The organism is Nesterenkonia sandarakina (genome assembly GCF_003003175.1).
Classification (GTDB): domain Bacteria; phylum Actinomycetota; class Actinomycetes; order Actinomycetales; family Micrococcaceae; genus Nesterenkonia; species Nesterenkonia sandarakina_A.
Genome location: NZ_PVTY01000011.1, coordinates 92,532 through 111,306, shown reverse-complemented (window position 1 = coordinate 111,306; position 18,775 = coordinate 92,532). Strand labels below are relative to the sequence as shown.

Genomic DNA, 18,775 nt, shown 5'->3' with positions numbered 1-18,775 from the left:
GACCGTCCTCTGCTCAGATTCGGCAGGCGTGGATGGAGGAGACCAGGATCGCGCGGGCACCGAGCTCGTAGAGCTCGTCCATCAGCTGGTTGGTCTTCTTCGCCGGCACCATGGAGCGCACGGCCACCCAGTTCTCATCTGCGAGCGGAGAGATGGTCGGTGATTCCAGGCCCGGGGTGATCGCGGCGGCGGCCGGGAGCAGGTCCCGGTGCACGTCGTAGTCCATCATCACGTACTGCGCGGCCACGAGGACGCCCTGCAGTCGGCGGATGAGCCGGTCCAGGCCCTCGGGGTGCTGGCCGCGGCCGGAGATCAGGATCGCCTCGGACTGCATGATCGGCTCGCCGAAGGTCTCCATCCCGGCGGCCTTGAGCGTGTTGCCGGTCTCCACGACGTCAGCGATGGCATCGGCCACGCCGAGCCGCACGGCGGTCTCCACCGCGCCGTCGAGGTGGACGACCTCGACGTCGGGGACGCCCTGGTTCTCGAACCAGTGGGCCAGCAGGCCGTCATAGCTGGTGGCCACCCGGGTGCCGGCGAGGTCGGCGGCGCTGCTGAAGCGCCCCTTAGGTCCGGCCAGGCGGAAGGTGGACTTGCCGAAGCCCAGCCCCAGGACCTCCTCGGCGCCGTGGTCGACCCGGGCGTCCTGGAAGAGGTCGCGACCGGTCAGCCCGACGTCGAGGGTGCCGGCGCCGACGTAGACGGCGATGTCGCGGGGGCGCAGGTAGAAGAACTCCACCCCGTTCTCCTCATCGAGCATGACCAGTTCGCGCCGGTCGCGGCGCTGGACGTAGCCAGCCTCGGAGAGCATCTCCATGGCGGCCTCGGAGAGGGCACCCTTGTTCGGAACAGCAATGCGCAGCATAGGGATCTCGTCTTTTCGTGTGCAGGTGATGGCGGTGTCGGTGAACTCGCCCGGGAGGTTCAGAGGTACTTGTAGACGTCCTCGGGAGCGATGCCCTTGGCGATCATCATGACCTGCAGATGGTAGAGCAGCTGGGAGATCTCCTCGGCGGTCTCTTCGTCGCTCTGGTATTCGGCCGCCATCCAGACCTCGGCGGCCTCCTCGACGACCTTCTTGCCGATCTGATGGACCCCGGCGTCGAGGGCTGCGACGGTGCCGGAGCCCTCCGGACGGGTCTCGGCCTTCTGGGCAAGTTCGGCGTAGAGCTGATCGAAGGTTTTCACCGCTCCAGGGTATCTCACCGGTTCAGCGCGGCGATCTCCACGGCTGCGGCCACGGCGGCGTGCGCCGCCTCGAAGCCCTTGTCCTCCTTGGAGCCCTGCAGGCCGGCGCGGTCCAGCGCCTGCGCCTCGTCGTCGCAGGTGAGCAGGCCGAAGCCCACGGGGGTCCCGGTGCTCAGCGCCACCTGGCTCAGTCCGTCGGTGGCGGCGGTGCAGACGTAGTCGAAATGCGGGGTGCCGCCGCGGATCACCACACCGAGGGCGACGACGACGTCGAAGCTCTTCGCGGCGTGGGAGGCGAGCACCGGCAGCTCGAAGGAGCCCGGCGCCCGGATCACGGTGACGTCCTCGAGGCCGATCTCGGCGCAGAAGCGGTGCGAACCACTGATCAGCCCGTCCATGACGACCTCGTGCCAGCGCGAGGCCACGACGGCGACGCGCAGGTTCAGCTCGGCGGCGGCGGTGCGCAGCGCGGCAAGTTCTTCAGAATCGATCTGGGGTGTTCCGGTGCCGCTCATGCGGGCTCCTCTGCTGTGGTGGTCGGCGCTGTGGGTGTCATGGGGATAACGTTCAGTGGATCGCTCTCAGGGGATCACTGTTCGTGGAGCTGGAGGTGGTCCAGGGTGTGGTTCATCCGGTCGCGCTTGGTCTCCAGGTACCGGCGGTTGGTCTCATGGACCACTCCGGTGGAGGGCACCAGCTCGACGTCGAGCCCGGCGTCGCGCAGGGTCTGCACCTTCAGCGGGTTGTTGGTCATCAGCATCAGCTTCCGGATGCCCGAGGCGTAGAGGATCGCGGCGGCGCCGGAGAAGTCGCGCAGCTCCGCGGCCAGGCCCAGCATCTCGTTGGCCTCCACGGTGTCTGCACCCTGCTCCTGGAGCTTATAGGCCCGCATCTTGTTGGCCAGGCCGATCCCGCGCCCCTCGTGGCCGCGCAGATACAGCAGGTGTCCGCCGTCGCGCTGGATGGACTCCAGGGCGGAGGCCAGCTGGGTGCCGCAGTCGCAGCGTCGCGAGCCCAGCACGTCGCCGGTGACGCACTCGGAGTGCATCCGGATCAGCGGCCGATCGGCACTCTCCCGGCCTTCGCCGGGCGCCTGGGAGAGCGCGGAGATCAGCATGTGCTCATGCCCGGTGGCGTGCTCGGTCCAGACCTGGGCGGCGAAGACCCCGTGGTCGGTGGGCAGGGTGACCACCGGGCCGGGGGTGACCAGCTTGGAGATCTCGTCGTGGGGGGCCTCCCAGCTCGCAGCCACCGCGTCCATCGCGGTGCCCGGCCTGGGGGTGCCGCCGCGGTAGACGATCAGGTCCGCGATCGAGATCAGCGCGTACTGGTGCTCGTCGGCGAACTCACGGAGCGCGGGCAGGCGCATCATCCGACCGTCGTCGTGGGTCAGCTCGGCGATCACGCCGACCTCGGGGAGCCCGGCGAGCCGGCAGAGGTCCACGGCGGCCTCGGTGTGGCCGTCGCGTCCGAGCACTCCTGACGGATCCGCGATCAGCGGGAAGAGGTGGCCCGGGCGGCTGAGGTCCGCGGCGGTGCTCGCCGGGTCGGCCAGCACGTTCGCGGTCTTTGCCCGATCTGCGGCGCTGATCCCGGTGCTGACTCCGCTGGTCGCGTCGCAGCTGATCGTGTACGCGGTGCCCTTGGGGTCCTCGTTCTCGGTCACCATCGGTGGCAGCCCCAGGTGCTCGGCGCGCTCCGGGGTCATCGGGACGCACAGCACCCCGGAGGTGTAGCGGATGGTCAGCGCCATCAGCTCGGGCGTGGCCATGGCGGCCGGGAAGATGATGTCGCCCTCGTTCTCCCGATCGGCGTCATCGACGACGATCACCGGTCGGCCCGCGGCGAGCTCGTTGAGCGCGACGTCGATCCGGTCCAGCACCGGAGCCGGGGTCTCCGGCTGCGGGATCGCCGGCACAGCCTCCGGCTGGCGTTCGGCGGCGGTGTCGGGGACGGAGGCATCGGCGTCGGCGAGGTGCTGGTCGAACTGGAGCATCCGGCGGGCATACTTCGCCAGCACGTCGACCTCGACGTTGACCTGCGCCCCGATGCCGGTGCTGCCCAGGGTGGTGTCGGCCAGCGTGGTCGGGATCAGTCCCACCTCGAAGAAGGGGTCGCTGGATCCCGGCGCGGAGACCGCGGAGACGGTCAGCGAGACCCCGTTGATCGCGATGGAGCCCTTCTCCGCGATGTACGGCGCGAGGTCCTGGCTGATCAGGAAGCGATGCCGTCCGTCCTGGGGGTCGGCGAGGATCAGCTGGGCCAGGCCGTCGACGTGTCCCTGGACCACGTGCCCGTCCAGTCGCGCGCCGGAGGGCAGGCAGCGTTCGAGGTTCAGCGGGTCCCCCACCTGGAGCTGCCCCAGGGTGGTGCGCGAGAGGGTCTCCTGGATCAGCTCCACGCTGATCTGATCGTCCTCGATGGCCACCGCGGAGACACAGACACCGTTGACGGCGATCGAGCCGCCGAGACCCAGTCCCGCGGTGTGTCCCGGGGCTGAGAAGCTCAGCCGCTCCACACCCTTGGCGGGGTCGAACCGCCGTGCAAGGACCTCTCCCAAACCAGTCACGATTCCGGTGAACATGTGTCTCCTTTCGGCTGCAGGTGCACACAGACATCGGGGTCCATGATCTGCACCGGCCCGCTGTCAGCGGGGTCAAGAGCAAAGCGGGGCGCCTCACTCAGGGTTCTCACACCGATGTCGCCGACGCTGCTTCGACCAGCTCCGAGCAGCAGCGGCGCATGGTAGGCGAAGACCTCGTCGACGAGATCGGCGGCGAAGAAGGCCGAGAGCACGCTCTGACCGCCCTCGACCAGGACGTGTTTGATCGGGTAGCCGCCATGGGTGGTCTGCGCCAGCTCCTGCAGCGCGGCCAGCGGGTCACGGGTGCGCAGGTGGAGCCAGCCGTCACCTTCGGGCAGTCCCTGGGTCAGCTTCTGCGCAGGCCGCACGGGCGTCATCCCCATGACCACGCGCAGCGGCTGGCGCAGGGTGAGCTCGCCGGTCGGGGTGCGCGCGGTGAGCCGGGGGTCATCCACGGCCACGGTGTTGGTGCCGACCAGGATCGCGTCTGTCCGGCTGCGCACCATGTGGGTGTGGTCGCGGGACGCCTTGGAGGTGATCCACTGGCTGGTGCCGTCGGGGGCGGCGATCCGCCCGTCCAGAGTCTGCGCGAGATGAGCGGTGACGAAGGGGCGCGCCTGCACCGCGGCGGCGACCCAGCGGTGGTTCAGCGCCTCACACTGCTGGGCCAGCACCCCGGAGACGACGTCGACGCCGGCGCGCCGCAGCACGTCGGCCCCCCCGCCGTTGCTCGAGGGGTCCGACGCGCCGTGGACCACACGTCCCACACCGGCGTCGATGATCAGCCGGGTGCAGGCGGGCTGGCGGCCCTGGTGGCGGCAGGGCTCAAGAGTGGAGTACAGGGTGGCGGAGCCGAGGTCCGCTCCGGCGGGATGCTCGCGGGCGAAGGATTCCAGCGCGTCACGCTCGGCATGGAAGGTCCCGGCTCCGCGGTGGTGGCCGGTGCTCAGCACCTCCCCTGCGGCAGAGACCAGGATCGCGCCGACCAGCGGATTCGCTCCGCGGACGCCGCGGATGGCGGCGTCGAGGGCCTGGCGCATGACCGCTTCGTCTGGCACCGCATCGTCCTTCCCAGCGTGTCGACGCACTCCGGGGAGGCCGACGCCGCGGTGACGTCGGTCGAGCCCAGGCGGTCGGCCCGCGGGTTCGCGAAGACGGCCACAGAGGCTCTCGTGCTTCTCCCATCCAGACTGTGACTGTCGGTATCGGAATTTCACCGATTCAACCGAGACCTGCCCAGCGGACTGGGCGGAACTCGGGTCGCGGACTATGACCGCCGGTTCGGACTTTCGCCGATCCCGGAGCACGAAATGTGTAGCACCAAGTGTGCCACATGCGCGGTGTGGGTGGGCTCGATCGCGCTGAGGGTGAAACGTTGCTTCACGTGAGACGACGTCACGGGGCATGAGACGCGAAGAGGGCCCGAGACCTGGTGGTCTCGAGCCCTCTTCATCTGCCGCCTGCCGGGCGGCCCATCTGAGCGGATGACGAGATTCGAACTCGCGACCCCCACCATGGCAAGGTGGTGCTCTAGCCAGCTGAGCTACATCCGCATGAGTTCAGGATGCCGTGCCGTCCCAAAGGATGGCCGCATTTCCTGCACTCAGTGCGCGATACTGGGATCGAACCAGTGACCTCTTCCGTGTCAGGGAAGCGCGCTACCGCTGCGCTAATCGCGCCAGTGTGTGGTGTCTCCAACCACCGTGGCGTGTTGCTCTGTGCTGCTTGTTCTGTTGTGCTCGTTCTCAACCCTATGTCATTTCGCCCGGCGAACCGGACGCACCTGCGAGGTGGGGACGGGAATCGAACCCGCGTTAACGGCTTTGCAGGCCGCTGCCTCGCCACTCGGCCACCCCACCGCAGTCAACTTCCGACCTGACGAGTCTTCGGTCGACGTTCAGTGGTAAGGCCTGGTCAGGCCCTGACACTTCGAAGAGGATCCGCAATGAATCCTCTCATACTCACGTGCTTTTTCCTGCGAGCGGATGACGAGATTCGAACTCGCGACCCTCACCATGGCAAGGTGATGCTCTAGCCAGCTGAGCTACATCCGCAGTGCTGTCCAGCCGCAGTTTTTCGCGGCGTTTCAACGACTTGAAACGATAGCGCAGGTCTCCGCCGCTCGTCCAATCGGGTCGCCGATCCCCCGTCCTGCGGGGCCGGCGGCCGGGTCAGCGGTCCACAGGAAGGGCCTCGAGTGCCGACGGGCGCGTTTCGTGGCGGACCTGCGGCCGTGTCCGAGGCAGGTGGCAGACTGGAGGCGATGACACAGCCAAGCCTCGCGCACGCCACAGACCACGGCCGCATGTACTCCCGTTCCCTCGGCGGCAGGCCTGAGGTGCCCTCGATCACCACCGTGATCTCGCAGGAGCACAAGGACCTGACCGGCTGGGCCGGTCATATGGCCAGCGCGGAGCTCGCCGGTGACCAGCGGCTTGCCAGCGCCGTCGGCTCCCCCGCAGAGCTCAAACGGCTCGCGCGCCAGGCATCCTCGGCCGCGGAGCGGTTCCGGGACGCCGCAGCCGCTCGCGGGGACCGGGTCCATGAATATGCCGAGCAGGTCGCGCTCGAGGCCCTGGGCGTCACCCATGGAGCCGGTGCGGCTCGCGAGGCACTCGCCGAACACCGGGAGACCAGCTTCGCCGACCGTTTCGATGAATGGTGGCAGCTCTACGGGGTGACGCCGCTCGCTGCCGAGGTGACGGTGTGGAACCACACGCTCGGATACGCCGGCACGCTGGATCTGGTGGCTGATATCGGGGGGCGCACCTGCATCATCGACTTCAAGACCAAGGGACTGAGCCGGGACGGCCGGGCCAAGCCGCTGAGCGACTCCGTGGTGATGCAGCTGGTGGCCGGGATGCAGGCCGAGGAGATGCTGGTCGACGCCCGGTCCGGAGAGTGGAAGCCCTGGCCCTACGGCGAGGACCCGATCCTGCTGGCGGTGGCAGTCTCCGAGGCGGAGGTGGTGCCGAACCAGGCGAATCCGGCGGTCCTGAAATCGCACTGGCACAAGTTCTGGGCGCTGCGTCAGGTCTGGGAGCACAGCAGATCCGCGGCGGCCGCCGGCACCGCTCTGCGCCCGATCGCGCCGCCGCCGCTGCCCGCCCCCACCAGGCCAGAGCCAGAGCCTGAACAATGACAGAATGTCTCCCATGACTGTCCTGAGCATCCGCATGATCGGCGACCCGGTGCTGCGCACTCCTGCGACCACCGTGGCGGCCACAGGGGCCGGTGCCGCAGTGGACCGCAGCACCGCTGAGCTCATCGCTGACATGTTCGAGACCATGGACGCCGTCGCCGGCATCGGACTCGCCGCCCCGCAGATCGGGGTGAGCCGCAGAATCTTCACCTTTGACGTCGCCGGCGAGCGCGGGGCCGTGATCAACCCGGAGCTGAGCCTGCTCGGCGAGCGCAGCTTCACCGCGCGCGAGCCCGAGCAGGGCCCCGCCGAGGGCGAGAACCTGCTCCGCGAGGGCTGTCTCTCCGTTGCGGACATCTACGCTCCGGTGGTGCGCGCGCAACGGGTGCTGCTGACCGGTTCGGATCCAGACGGCTCCCCGGTCCGTCGCGAAGCCACCGGACTCTTGGCCGCGTGCTTCCAGCATGAGGTGGACCATCTCGACGGACGGCTCTTCGTGGACCGACTCACCGGTGAGGACAAGGTCGCCGCCGCCCGCGCGCTGCGCTCCCGCGAGTACGGTCAGGCCATCGATCAGACTCTCGGCTCCCGCAAGACCAGCCACAGCAGCTTCTTCGCCTCCTGAAAGGCCCCCCGACCATGCAGCAGTTCACCGAAGACACTCTGGCCGCCGCCCGCGCCGAGACCCGCGGCACCACCCCCGGCCCGGGTCGGATCATCTTCGCCGGCACCCCGGAGATCGCCGCCACCGCGCTGCGGACGCTGCTGCGCTCGGGAGCCGAGGTGGCCGCGGTGCTCACCCGCCCCGACGCCCCGGTCGGACGACGACGCAAGCTGACCCCCTCCGCGGTGGCGCAGGTCGCCGAGGACGCCGGGATCCCGGTGATCAAGGCCGACACCGTGGATGCCGAGGTCACCGCCGAGCTCACCGCGGTCGAGGCCACGCTCGGCGTCGTCGTCGCCTATGGCGCCCTGCTGCCGGCTGCCGCCCTCGAGGCTCCCGCCCGGGGCTGGGTGAACCTGCACTACTCCGCGCTCCCGCTGCATCGCGGCGCGGCCCCGGTGCCGCACGCCATGCTCGCCGGGCAGACCGAGACCGCCGCCACCGTGTTCCAGCTCGAGCGCGGGATGGACACCGGACCGATCCATGGCAGCTGCCACTACGAGATCGCTGAAGCCACCTCGGCCGGCACGGTCCTGGAGGAGCTCACGGTCCTCGGCGCCTCGCTGCTCATGGTGCTGCTGCCCGATCTGCTGGCCGGCACCTCGGTGCCGCAGGAGCAGGTCGGTGAGCCCGGCTACGCGCCCAAGCTCACCGGCGACGACGCCTTCATCGACCCGCGCCGTCCGGCCGCCGAACTGGTCAACCGGATCAACGCGACCATCCCTGAGCCCGGCGCCTGGACGCTGAACGGGGAGCACCGGATCAAGCTCGGCGTCGCCCGGCTCTACCGCCCCGAGGCGGCCCCGGCTGATCCCGCCTCGAGCCAGGCGAGTCCCGCGGACGCGGCGCCGCCGACCGGTGAGGTGCTCGTCGGTGAGGTGCGCCAGCTCGACCCGGAACAGCCCGGCGCCGACCCGGTGATCGGCTTCCGCGCCGGAGACGGCGTCGACCTGGTGCTCACCAGCGTCCAGCCCTCGGGCAAGCAGATGCTCAACGCCATCGACTGGTACCGCGGCCTCCACGGCCAGGTGCTGCTGGGCGGCGACGAGCAGGAGCGGCCGGACCAGATCCTGCCTGAGCACGCCGAAACCTCACCCACGGCCGCTGCCGGCTCCCCGACCACCACGAACCTCCCGACCTCCCCGATGTCGACGACCCCCATGGAAGAGCGCACCCGATGAGCCACAGCGGCCGAGATGCAGCACAGCCGCCCAGCCGACGGAATGAGAAGGGTCGCGAGCGCAACCGCGGCGGAAAGGGAGCCACCGGGCCGGGCAAGGGCCAGGCCGCCCGCGGCTTCAGCGCCGCGGCCCCCGCCCAGCGCAAGCGCCGCGCCGATCCTGCGCGGCTCACCGCGTTCACCGTGCTGCGCGCGGTCAGCCGGGACGACGCCTACGCCAACCTGACCCTGCCCGCGGAGATCAGCCGCAAACGTCTGGACAAGCGCGACGCCGGCTTCGCCACCGAACTGACCTACGGCACCCTGCGCAGCACCGGCACCTACGACGCGATCTTGAGCGCCTGCGTGGACCGCCCGCTGAGCGAACTCGACGCCCCGGTCCTGGACGCGCTGCGCCTCGGGGCGCATCAGCTGCTGAACATGCGAGTCGAGACCCACGCCGCCGTGGACGAGACCGTCGCGCTGGTGCGTGCCGAGATCGGTGCCGGACCCAGCGGACTGGTCAACGCGGTGCTGCGCAAGGTCAGCGCCAGGACGCTGAGCGAATGGACCGAGAAGCTCGCCGATGACCGCCAGCTCAGCGGCGACGACGCGCTCGCCCTGTCCTACGCCCATCCGGCCTGGGTGGTGCGCGCGATGCGCCAGTCGCTGCGCCTGCACGGCCGCGGCACCGAGCTCGAGGCGCTGCTGCGCGCGGACAATGCCGCCCCGGAGGTCCACCTGGTCGAACTTCCCGGGACCGGACCGGCGCCAGGACACCGGCTGCGCAGCGCGCAGGAGGCCGGCGCCGTGGCGTCCACCGCGCTGACCGGGGCTGCGATCTTCCGCGGCGGAGATGTCGCCCGGCTGCCCGGCACCCGGGAAGGCCAGCTGCGCGTCCAGGACATCGGTTCGCAGTGGGTCACCCGCGCCCTGGCCGCCGCCGAGCTCCCGGATCAGTCAGGCACCACGGAAGCTTCCGGCACTGCCGGTCAACCAGGCACCGCCGGCCAACCAGACACTGCGGGTCAGTCAGGCGCTGCCGAGCGCTGGCTCGACCTCTGCGCGGGCCCCGGAGGCAAGGCCGCGCTGCTGGCCGCCCTGGCCGCCCAGCGCGGCGCCTCGGTGCTGGCCAACGAGCCCGCTGCCCACCGAGCCAAGCTGGTGACCAAGGCCCTGGAGGCCGTGGACCCGAACGCCTGGACGGTGCGCACCGGCGACGGCCGGACCATCGCGGAGGACTCGACAGAGTCCGGCTTCCACCGCATCCTGGTCGACGCCCCCTGCACCGGTCTCGGCGCCCTGCGACGCCGGCCCGAGGCCCGCTGGCGGCGCACCCCGGGAGACCTCTCCAGCCTCACCGCGCTCCAGCAGGAGCTCCTCGACACCGCCGTCGGCGTGCTCGCCCCCGGAGGCCTGCTGGCCTACGTGACCTGCTCCCCGCATATGGCCGAGACGGTGATCCAGGTCGATGACCTGCTCCGCCGCCACCCCGAGCTGGTGCTGCTCGACGCCCATGAACCGATGCGCGCCGCCGCCGAGGACGCTGGAGCGGCGCTGCTGCGCGAGACCGCCGCGACCGCCACCACGGAGACCGCCGCCCGGTGCGTGCAGCTCTGGCCCCATGTGCACGGCACCGACGCCATGTTCTTCGCGCTGCTGCAGCGCCCGCTGCCGACCCCTGCGGCGGCTGAGGAATCCGCCGGCGAGAACCCCGACGGTAGGATCGCCGGATGATCAGCCCGCGCATCCACCCCAGCATCCTCAACGCCGACTTCGCCAATCTCGCGAGCGAGCTGACCCGGATCAGCTCCGCCGACGCGGTGCACGTCGATGTGATGGACAACCACTTCGTGCCGAACCTGACCATCGGGCTGCCCGTGGTGAAGTCTCTGCGCGCGGCCACCGAGCTGCCCATGGACATCCACCTGATGATCGAGGATCCCGACACCTGGGCGCCGCGGTACGCGGAGCTCGGCTGTGAATCCGTGACCTTCCACGCCGAGGCGGCGCAGGCCCCGATCCGGCTCGCCCGCGAGCTGCGTGCTCAGGGCAGCCGTTCGGCGATGGCGCTGAAGCCTGCCACCGGGATCGAGCCGTACCTGGACATGCTCGGCGAGCTGGACATGCTGCTGCTGATGACTGTGGAGCCCGGGTTCGGCGGGCAGAGCTTCCTGGACCTGATCCTGCCCAAGATCCGCCGCGCCCGCCAGGCCGTGGACGACCTGGGCGGAAGCATTGCGCTGCAGGTCGACGGCGGGATCAGCACCGAGACGATCCAGCGGGCCGCCGAGGCCGGCGCCGACACCTTCGTCGCCGGATCAGCGGTCTACTCCGCCGACGACGCCGCCTCAGCGATCGCCGAGCTGCGCCGCCTGGCCAGCTGACCCGCCGGGCGGGGAATCCCAGACGGGCCGGACCGATCCTCACGCCGGACGCCGATGGTGTTCGGTGTCGATTCTCAGCTCCGGTAATCAGCTCCAGGGCTCAGCTCCGGTGTTCAGCTGCCGACGAGGCCGCGCAGCTCTCGGCGAGAGCGGATCTTCAGCTTCGCCATGGCATTGGCCACGTGGTACTCCACGGTGCGCACCGAGAGCACCAGCTGCTCGGCGACCTCGCGGTTGGTCCGTCCCTCGGAGACCAGCATCGAGACCTGCCGCTCGCGTTTCGAGAGGCCGCTGAGCGCGTCTTCGGCACGCAGGCTGAGCACTCGCTGAGGCGTCGCCGAGGCATCCTTGAGAACCCATCCGACGACGTGTTCCGAGGTTCTGGAGCCTGCCGGCGACGTCGCGACTGCCGATCCCCCGCCGGACCCTGCCTCCCGCGGTGCGGCCGAGCCTGCTCCGGAGTCCGCCGTCGCGGCCTCACGTCTGGCGGCACCGGGACCTGAGGCGCCCGACCAGAGGGCGCTCGGGCCGACCGGACCTGCTTCTGCCGCGCCGACGCCGCGGACCTCCTCGGACTGGATCCTCGGGCGCAGCGTCTCCATCAGCTGGTTGGACCGTTCCAGCTGCGCATCGGCGTCGCAGGACTGCAGCACCGAAGCCGCCCACACGGCGAGCTCCAGAGCCGTGGCCCGATACCGGGCCAGCTCCTGCGGGTAGGCCGCGGTCAGGGTCGCGATGTCCATGCTGAGCATCGCGCGGAAGATCCGGAATCCGCCTCCCTCCCCGGGCAGCTGGGTGGGGCGGATCGATTTCGCCGCGTCATAGCCGCGCAGCGTCACCAGGAAGCTCTCCATCGCCTCGCGCGGCGCGTCGGCGCCCCAGCGTTCGAAGCCGCGCAGATACGGCGCGGTCAGGGAGCGCTGGAAGTCCAATCCGGCGGCGTCGTCCTCGACGCTGCGCAGCAGCGCCGGCAGCATCGCGGCCCATCCGCTGACGTGCAGCGCCCGGGCGAGCATGCTCACCGCCTGGGGCTCCATCGCCCACCATGCGGTGCCATCGTTGCGCATGCTCAACAGGTTCCGGGCGACCCCGCGGTAATCAGACTGCGACGCCGCCAGGCAGGCCTCCACCCAGTCGATGGTCCCGGTGATCAGGGGCCCCGTCGCGAAATGGCTCTCCCGCAGCACCTCCAGCCGGGCTCGGACCTTCTCCACCTCGCCGCGGGCGGCCGGCACCACGGCCGAGACCGCATAGGCGACATGGGAGACGGCGTTCTCACCGCGGGCCAGCGCCTCCCCCGCGGCGCGATCGGCCATCTGCTCCGCCTCGTCCCAGTACGCCGCGCTGAACAGCAGCAGGGCCAGCTGGGAGCGGGCGTACATGACATAGCTGCTGGTGCCGTCGCGGGCGGCGGCGGCGCTCAGATCCTGGTAGGCGCGGCCCTTCTCCCCGACCTGCCGGTACAGCGCGCCGCGCAACGCATACATGGACCCTTCGTAGCGTTCGACCCCGGACCGGCCGCGCAGGGACATCAGGGCGGCCGAGATCCGGTCGATCATGGCGTGGGCGTCGCTGGGGTCCACCGCGGAGATCTCCCGCCACAGGTGGTTCATCGCATCCATCCCATGCAGCTGACCGGGCGTGAAGATGTCCCCGAGGAGGTCCTGGGCGTCCGGACTGCCCAGGGCGGCGGCCAGCCCGGCGGAGGTCTGGCCGGCCAGTGCGGCGCCGCGACTGCGCCGCCCCAGGGCGTAGAGCCGGGCGTTGGCCTCGATGACGGCTTCGGCATAGATGGGCAGTCCGCGATCGGGCTGTGGGGTGACCGATTCCAGCTCCTGGAGCGCCCCGTCGAGGTCCGACTGTTCGAGCAGCATCAGCGCCAGGATGCCGGAGCGGCAGGTCGACTCCGGCATCGCCCGAATTGAGGCCTCCAGGGCCAGCAGCGCCGAGATCCGGTGGGTCTGCACGGCGAGCGCGCCGAGCAGCCTCAGTGACTCCACGTCGTCGAGGGCCATCGAGACGGCGGCCATGGCAAGGTCGAAGGCCTCCACGAAGTCATGGCGCCGGGCGGCGTGGAGCGCGTAGCAGCGCAGCTGCCCGATGACCTCGCCGGCGTCGCCCACCGAGGGGTCGCGTCGGATCGCTTCGGCCAGGTGACGCACCGAGTCCTCGCCCTGGAGCACGGAGGAGACCGCCAGCAGCAGCTGGGCCTGGTCCTCCTCGGAGGTGCCGCTGAGCACCGCCCGGCTCAGCGAGCGGCGCGGCACCGCATAGCCGCCGGTGAGCTCCTCCCAGTCGAGCAGCGCGGTGCTCAGCAGAGCGGCGGGATCCACGGCGGCCCCGAGCGCGGTCTCGAGCTGACTCCGGCTCAGCGAGGTGTCGGCGACGGCCAGCAGCGCCACGGCCCGACGGTCGGCGTCATGGAGACCGGCCATCTGGGTCAGCACATCCCGGTGCATCCCGCTGTAGTCTGCAGACCGCACCGTGGCGGCCAGTGCCTGGTCGATGCTGCGCCCTCCGGCAGGAACCCGCCGCAGCCAGCGCCCCACCTGCTCCACCAGTCCCGGATAGCCGTCGGTCTCGCGCAGCACCTGCGCCGCGACCGACTCTGCGACGGGCAGCTGGGAGTGTGCCTGCAGCAGCTCACGGACCTCCCGCAGCGGCAGCGGCTGCAAGGCGATATAGGAACCCCGGGGGCTCGCCTGGGCCAGCCGGATGAGCCGCTGGACCTCCGGGCGCGCCGACCCCTGCGTGCTCAGCACCGTGAGCACCGGGCCGTCCTGGAAGATGCTCAGTGCCCGCCACAGCGCGTCGGCGGAGAACTTGTCGACCAGGTGGAGGTTCTTCACGCTCATCAGGTAGGGCCGCTGCAGGCGCCGCGCGGCGTCGAATCCGGTGGCCAGCAGGCCTTCAAGCTCGGCAGGACCAGCGCCGAGCAGGTGCTGGATGGCGGATCCCTCGTGGTCGGTCAAGGAATCGTCGAGCAGGATCGTGCGCTCGTCCCACTCCGGGAAGGACGCCATCGCCTGGTGCAGCAGCCGGGTCTTTCCGGTTCCGGTGAACCCTTCGATGACCACGAACTGGGCCTTGCCGCGCCGGGCTCGCTCGGCCGCCTGACGGATCAGCGCGAGCTCCTCGCGCCGGCCCACGAACGGGTCACTGCGGTGCACCGTGGGCTCCTATCATCGAGGGAACAGATGTTCGGAACTATACCGGCCCGTATCTTCTACTGGGTTTTTCGGTCGAACTACGTGGTTTCGCGGGATCTGCGCGTCCTGGCAGTTCTGGGGGCGTGTAATGGGAGGGCCTCCACGGAGGCGCAGGTGGTCCGGAGAGAAAGTTCAGGGGGTTCTCTCCGGACCATCAGTGCGTCCGGGCCAGTCAGCTTCCGGCCCTGCTGTGATCCTTGCATCTCACGGCATGACCGGAACGCTTCTGGGAATGAGAAAACCGGTGGCGCTCTCAACCTTCCCCAGAAGAGAGCACCACCGGTACATCTATGAGTCTAACGGAACCCGAATCTGGGCTGGACCACGGTTGCACCTGAACTTGAAGGTCCGTGGAGCTCCTCGCGGCGCAGCTCCTCGATCGCGTTCTCAAAGTCCTGCAGCGACTCGAAGCCGCGATACACCGAGGCGAAGCGCATATAGGCGACCACGTCGAGACGACGCAGCGGCCCGAGGATCGCCAGTCCCACGTCATTGGCGTCCACCTCGGCGTTGCCGGCCGCGCGGATGTTCTCCTCGACCTCCTGGGCCAGCACCGCCAGGTCATCGTTGGAGACCGGCCGCCCCTGGCACGCCTTGCGCACCCCGTTGATCACCTTCGACCGGTCGAAGGGCTCGGCCGCGCCGGAGCGCTTGATCACGTTGAGGCTGGTGGTCTCCATCGTGGTGAAGCGCTTGGAGCACTGCGGGCACTGTCGACGTCGGCGGATGCCCGAACCGTCGTCAAGCATGCGGGAGTCGACGACTCGGGAGGAGTCATGGCGGCAATAGGGGCAGTACATGGGACAAGTCTACCCACCACATATAGTGCGCTTCAAATCTTCGACCACAAGATGTTGTGGCTTCCGGGCTCCCCTCCGGTGCATGGGAGGGGGCCCGGCCGCCGCTCAGAGCTCCAGGCAGCCTGGCCCCAGCAGCACCTTGAGGTCGCCGAAGAGCGCCGGTGAGGGGCTGACCTGGTATTCGTGGCCCAGTCGCATCAGTTCGATCTTGTCACCGGAGAGCAGCCGCACGTGCACGTCGGAGGTCCCGCGGTGCGCGCGCAGCGTCCGGCCGAGCTCCATGACCAGGTGCTCCGAGGCGCGCTGGGAGGAGACCGAGACGACGACGGGTCCGGCGTTGCCGTCCTCATTGATCTCCGGCACGACCACGTCCATCGCCTTGAGCGTGACGCTGCCATCCTCGCGCCGGTCTATCTGACCCTTCACCGAGACCACCAGGTCCTCGGCCAGGATCATCGAGACCGCCTGATAGGTCTTGCCGAAGAACATCACCTCGATCGTGCCGGCCATGTCCTCGATCTCGGCCCGTGCATAGGGGTTCCCGGAGGACTTCGCCACCCGGCGCTGCAGCGAGGTGATCATTCCGGCGATGGTGATGCCGGCGCCGTCGGCCGGGCCGTCCTCCCCCATCACCGAGGAGATCGAGCGGTCCGCGTGGTGGGCCAGGACCCGCTCGAGGCCTTGGAGCGGGTGGTCGGAGACGTAGAGGCCGAGCATCTCGCGCTCGAAGGAGAGCTTGTCCATCTTCTCCCACTCCGGCAGGTCAGGCACGCTGACCGAGAGCGAGTCCCCGAGCTCCATGTTCGCGCTGCCGAAGAGGTCGGTCTCATAGGCCTGCGAGCCCTTCTTCTCGGAGATCGCCTGGTCGATGGCCTGCTCGTGGATCGTCACCAGCGCCCGGCGGGTGTGCCCGAGCTCGTCGAAGCCGCCGGCCTTGATCAGTGACTCGATGGTGCGCTTGTTGCACACCTGCATCGGGACCTTCTTGAGGAAGTCGGCGAAGGTCTCGTAGGAGCCCTTCTCCTCGCGTGCGGCGACCATACCGGCGACCACGTTGGAGCCCACGTTGCGCACAGCGCCCATGCCGAAGCGGATCTTGTCGTCACCGACCGGGGTGAAGGTCAGCGCGGACTCGTTGATGCTCGGGGAGGTCACGGTGACCCCCATGCGTCGGCACTCGGAGAGGTAGAGCGCGAGCTTGTCGCGGTTCTCACCCACCGAGGTGAGCAGCGCCGCCAGGTACTCGGCCGGGTAGTTGGCCTTGAGGTAGGCGGTCCAGTACGCGATGAGCCCGTAGGCGGCGGTGTGCGCCTTGTTGAAGGCGTAGTCGGAGAACGGGAGCAGGACGTCCCAGAGCGCCTTGATCGCCGCCGCGGAGTAGCCGTGGGCCTCCATGCCGCCGGAGAAGTTCACGTACTGCTTGTCCAGCTCGGACTTCTTCTTCTTGCCCATCGCGCGGCGCAGGATGTCGGCCTGGCCCAGGGAGTACCCGGCGACCTTCTGCGCGATGGCCATGACCTGCTCCTGGTACACGATCAGCCCGTGGGTGGTGCCCAGGATCTCCCGCAGCGGCTCTTCGAGCTCCGGGTGGATCGGGGTGGCCTCCTGGTGCCCGTTCTTGCGCAGCGCATAGTTGGTGTGCGAGTTCGCACCCATCGGTCCAGGGCGGTAGAGCGCCAGGGCGGCGGAGATGTCTTCGAAGTTGTCGGGGCGCATCAGCCGCAGCAGCGAACGCATGCCGCCGCCGTCGAGCTGGAAGACGCCCAGGGTGTCGCCGCGGGCGAGCAGGTCATAGGCGGCCCGGTCGGTGAGCTCGAGGTTCTCCAGGTCGATCACGACGCCCTTGTTGAGCTCGATGTTCTCCAGGCAGTCGGAGATGATCGTGAGGTTGCGCAGACCCAGGAAGTCCATCTTGATCAGGCCGAGGTTCTCGCAGATCGGGTAGTCGAACTGCGTGATGATCGCGCCGTCCTGCTCGCGCTTCATGATCGGGATGATGTCGATCAGCGGGTCGCTGGACATGATCACGCCCGCCGCGTGCACGCCCCACTGGCGCTTGAGCCCCTCCAGGCCCGAGGCGAGGTTGAAGATCTCGGTCATCCGCGGGTCGGCGTCGACGAACTCGCGCATCTCGGCGGCCTCGGAGTACCGGGACGACTTCTTGTCGTAGATGTCTCCCAGCGGCATCGGCTTGCCCATGGCGTCCGGCGGCATCTTCTTGGTGAGCTGGTCACCGGTGGCGAAGGGCTCTCCCATGACCCGGGCGGAGTCCTTCAGCGCCTGCTTGGACTTGATCGTGCCGTAGGTCACGATCATGGCCACGCGCTCGTCGCCGTACTTGTTGACCACGTACTGGATGACCTCGGAGCGACGACGGTCATCGAAGTCGACGTCGAAGTCGGGCATGGAGACGCGGTCGGGGTTGAGGAACCGCTCGAAGATCAGCCCGTGCTGCAGCGGGTTGAGGTCGGTGATGCGCATCGCGAAGGCGACCATCGAGCCGGGACCGGAGCCGCGGCCCGGACCGACTCGGATGCCCTGCTCCTTGGCCCAGGTGATGAAGTCGGCCACGACCAGGAAGTAGCCCGGGAAGCCCATCTGGGTGATGACGCCGATCTCGTACTCGGCCTGCTTGCGGACCTCGTCGGGGATCCCGTTCGGGAACCGGTAGTGCAGCCCCTTCTCGACCTCCTGGATGAACCAGGACTCCTCGGACTCTCCCTCGGGGACCGGGAAGCGAGGCATGTAGGAGGCCGCCTCGTTGAACTCCACCTGGCAGCGCTCGGCGATGGCCAGGGTGTTGTCGCAGGCGTCGGGGAAGTCGCGGAAGAGGTCGCGCATCTCGGCGGCGGACTTGAGGTAGAACTCCTCGGAGCCGAACTTGAACCGGTTCGGGTCATCGAGGGTGGAGTTCGACTGGACGCAGAGCAGCGCGCCGTGGGCCTTGTGGTCGTGCTGGTGGGTGTAGTGCAGGTCGTTGGTGGCGACCATCGGCATGTTCAGCTCGCGGGCGAGCTTGATCAGGTCCGCCTTGACCTTGCGCTCGATGTCGAGGCCGTGGTCCATCAGCTCGCAGTAGAAGTTCTCCCGGCCGAAGAGGTCCTGGTACTCCGCCGCGGCCTTCTTCGCCTCCTCGTACTGGCCCAGGTGCAGCCGGGTCTGGATCTCCCCCGAGGGGCAGCCGGTGGTGGCGATGATGCCCTTGCCGTAGGTCTGCAGCAGCTCCCGGTCCATGCGCGGCTTGTAGAAGTAGCCCTCCAGGGAGGCCTTAGAGCCCATCCGGAACAGGTTGTGCATCCCGGTGGTGTTCTCGGCCCACATGGTCATGTGCGTGTAGGCGCCGCCGCCGGAGACGTCCTTCTCCCCGATGACCCCGTCGCCCCACTTCACCCGGGTGCGGTCGGAGCGGTGCGTGCCGGGTGAGAGATAGGCCTCGAGCCCGATGATCGGCTTCACGTCGTAGTTCTGCGCGGTCTTCCAGAACTCGTAGGCGCCGAAGAGGAATCCATGGTCGGTGGTGGCCACGGCGGGCATGCCCAGGTTCTGGGTCTGCTCGAAGAGCTCGCCGATCTTGGCGGCGCCGTCGAGCATCGAGTACTCGGTGTGGTTGTGCAGGTGGACGAAGTCACCGGTGGTTGCCAT

Annotated in this window: 13 protein-coding genes, 4 tRNA genes and 1 riboswitch; of the genes, 5 read left to right on the top strand and 12 right to left on the bottom strand. The window is 69.2% G+C overall.

Going from position 1 to position 18,775, the window contains the following annotated elements; genetic code table 11:
* Positions 1-13 precede the first annotated feature (13 nt).
* The 9 genes from hisG to BCL67_RS10440 form a co-directional block, all read right to left on the bottom strand.
* Positions 14-865, bottom strand: coding sequence for an ATP phosphoribosyltransferase (hisG, locus tag BCL67_RS10480; protein ID WP_106123387.1), 852 nt, complete (start codon positions 863-865; stop codon positions 14-16).
* 59 nt (positions 866-924) lie between these two features.
* A complete protein-coding gene (locus tag BCL67_RS10475) occupies positions 925-1,188 on the bottom strand; it encodes a phosphoribosyl-ATP diphosphatase (RefSeq protein ID WP_106123386.1) in 264 nt (87 codons plus the stop codon).
* A 14-nt stretch (positions 1,189-1,202) separates the two neighbouring features.
* Complete coding sequence (gene ribH, locus BCL67_RS10470) at positions 1,203-1,703, bottom strand: 6,7-dimethyl-8-ribityllumazine synthase (RefSeq protein WP_106123385.1); 501 nt, start codon at positions 1,701-1,703, stop codon at positions 1,203-1,205.
* Positions 1,704-1,777: 74 nt separating this feature from the next.
* A complete protein-coding gene (gene ribB, locus BCL67_RS15925; protein WP_106123384.1) occupies positions 1,778-3,772 on the bottom strand; it encodes a 3,4-dihydroxy-2-butanone-4-phosphate synthase in 1,995 nt (664 codons plus the stop codon).
* On the bottom strand, positions 3,754-4,830 hold the full coding sequence (gene ribD, locus BCL67_RS10460; RefSeq protein WP_106123383.1) for a bifunctional diaminohydroxyphosphoribosylaminopyrimidine deaminase/5-amino-6-(5-phosphoribosylamino)uracil reductase RibD: 1,077 nt from the start codon (positions 4,828-4,830) through the stop codon (positions 3,754-3,756). Before ribD ends, ribB begins: the two co-directional genes overlap by 19 nt.
* Positions 4,831-4,940: 110 nt before the next feature.
* A riboswitch (FMN riboswitch) is annotated at positions 4,941-5,083 on the bottom strand.
* A 168-nt stretch (positions 5,084-5,251) separates the two neighbouring features.
* A tRNA-Gly gene (locus BCL67_RS10455) sits at positions 5,252-5,325 on the bottom strand.
* A gap of 54 nt (positions 5,326-5,379) precedes the next feature.
* A tRNA-Val gene (locus BCL67_RS10450) sits at positions 5,380-5,451 on the bottom strand.
* A gap of 109 nt (positions 5,452-5,560) precedes the next feature.
* Positions 5,561-5,631 (bottom strand) — tRNA-Cys (locus BCL67_RS10445).
* A 121-nt stretch (positions 5,632-5,752) separates the two neighbouring features.
* Positions 5,753-5,826 (bottom strand) — tRNA-Gly (locus BCL67_RS10440).
* Between the two features lie 209 nt (positions 5,827-6,035).
* Here BCL67_RS10440 and BCL67_RS10435 point away from each other — a divergent pair.
* The 5 genes from BCL67_RS10435 to rpe are packed head-to-tail and all read left to right on the top strand — an operon-like array spanning position 6,036 to position 11,124.
* On the top strand, positions 6,036-6,914 hold the full coding sequence (locus tag BCL67_RS10435; RefSeq protein WP_106123382.1) for a cytochrome: 879 nt from the start codon (positions 6,036-6,038) through the stop codon (positions 6,912-6,914).
* 13 nt (positions 6,915-6,927) lie between these two features.
* A complete protein-coding gene (gene def / locus BCL67_RS10430; RefSeq protein ID WP_106123381.1) occupies positions 6,928-7,539 on the top strand; it encodes a peptide deformylase in 612 nt (203 codons plus the stop codon).
* A gap of 14 nt (positions 7,540-7,553) precedes the next feature.
* A complete protein-coding gene (locus BCL67_RS10425) occupies positions 7,554-8,759 on the top strand; it encodes a methionyl-tRNA formyltransferase (protein WP_106123380.1) in 1,206 nt (401 codons plus the stop codon).
* On the top strand, positions 8,756-10,474 hold the full coding sequence (locus BCL67_RS10420) for an RsmB/NOP family class I SAM-dependent RNA methyltransferase (protein WP_106123379.1): 1,719 nt from the start codon (positions 8,756-8,758) through the stop codon (positions 10,472-10,474). The genes BCL67_RS10425 and BCL67_RS10420 overlap by 4 nt, the downstream gene beginning before the upstream one ends.
* Positions 10,471-11,124, top strand: a complete 654-nt coding sequence (gene rpe, locus BCL67_RS10415) for a ribulose-phosphate 3-epimerase (protein ID WP_106123378.1) — start codon at positions 10,471-10,473, stop codon at positions 11,122-11,124. The genes BCL67_RS10420 and rpe overlap by 4 nt, the downstream gene beginning before the upstream one ends.
* Positions 11,125-11,237: 113 nt before the next feature.
* Here rpe and BCL67_RS10410 read toward each other — a convergent pair whose 3' ends face one another.
* The 3 genes from BCL67_RS10410 to dnaE all read right to left on the bottom strand — a co-directional run bounded on the left by BCL67_RS10410 (position 11,238) and on the right by dnaE (position 18,775).
* A complete protein-coding gene (locus BCL67_RS10410; protein WP_106123377.1) occupies positions 11,238-14,294 on the bottom strand; it encodes a helix-turn-helix transcriptional regulator in 3,057 nt (1,018 codons plus the stop codon).
* Positions 14,295-14,629: 335 nt separating this feature from the next.
* Positions 14,630-15,133 (bottom strand): transcriptional regulator NrdR, encoded by a 504-nt coding sequence (gene nrdR, locus BCL67_RS10405; RefSeq protein WP_106123376.1) that lies wholly within the window; start codon positions 15,131-15,133, stop codon positions 14,630-14,632.
* Between the two features lie 105 nt (positions 15,134-15,238).
* Positions 15,239-18,775, bottom strand: a complete 3,537-nt coding sequence (dnaE, locus tag BCL67_RS10400) for a DNA polymerase III subunit alpha (protein ID WP_106123375.1) — start codon at positions 18,773-18,775, stop codon at positions 15,239-15,241.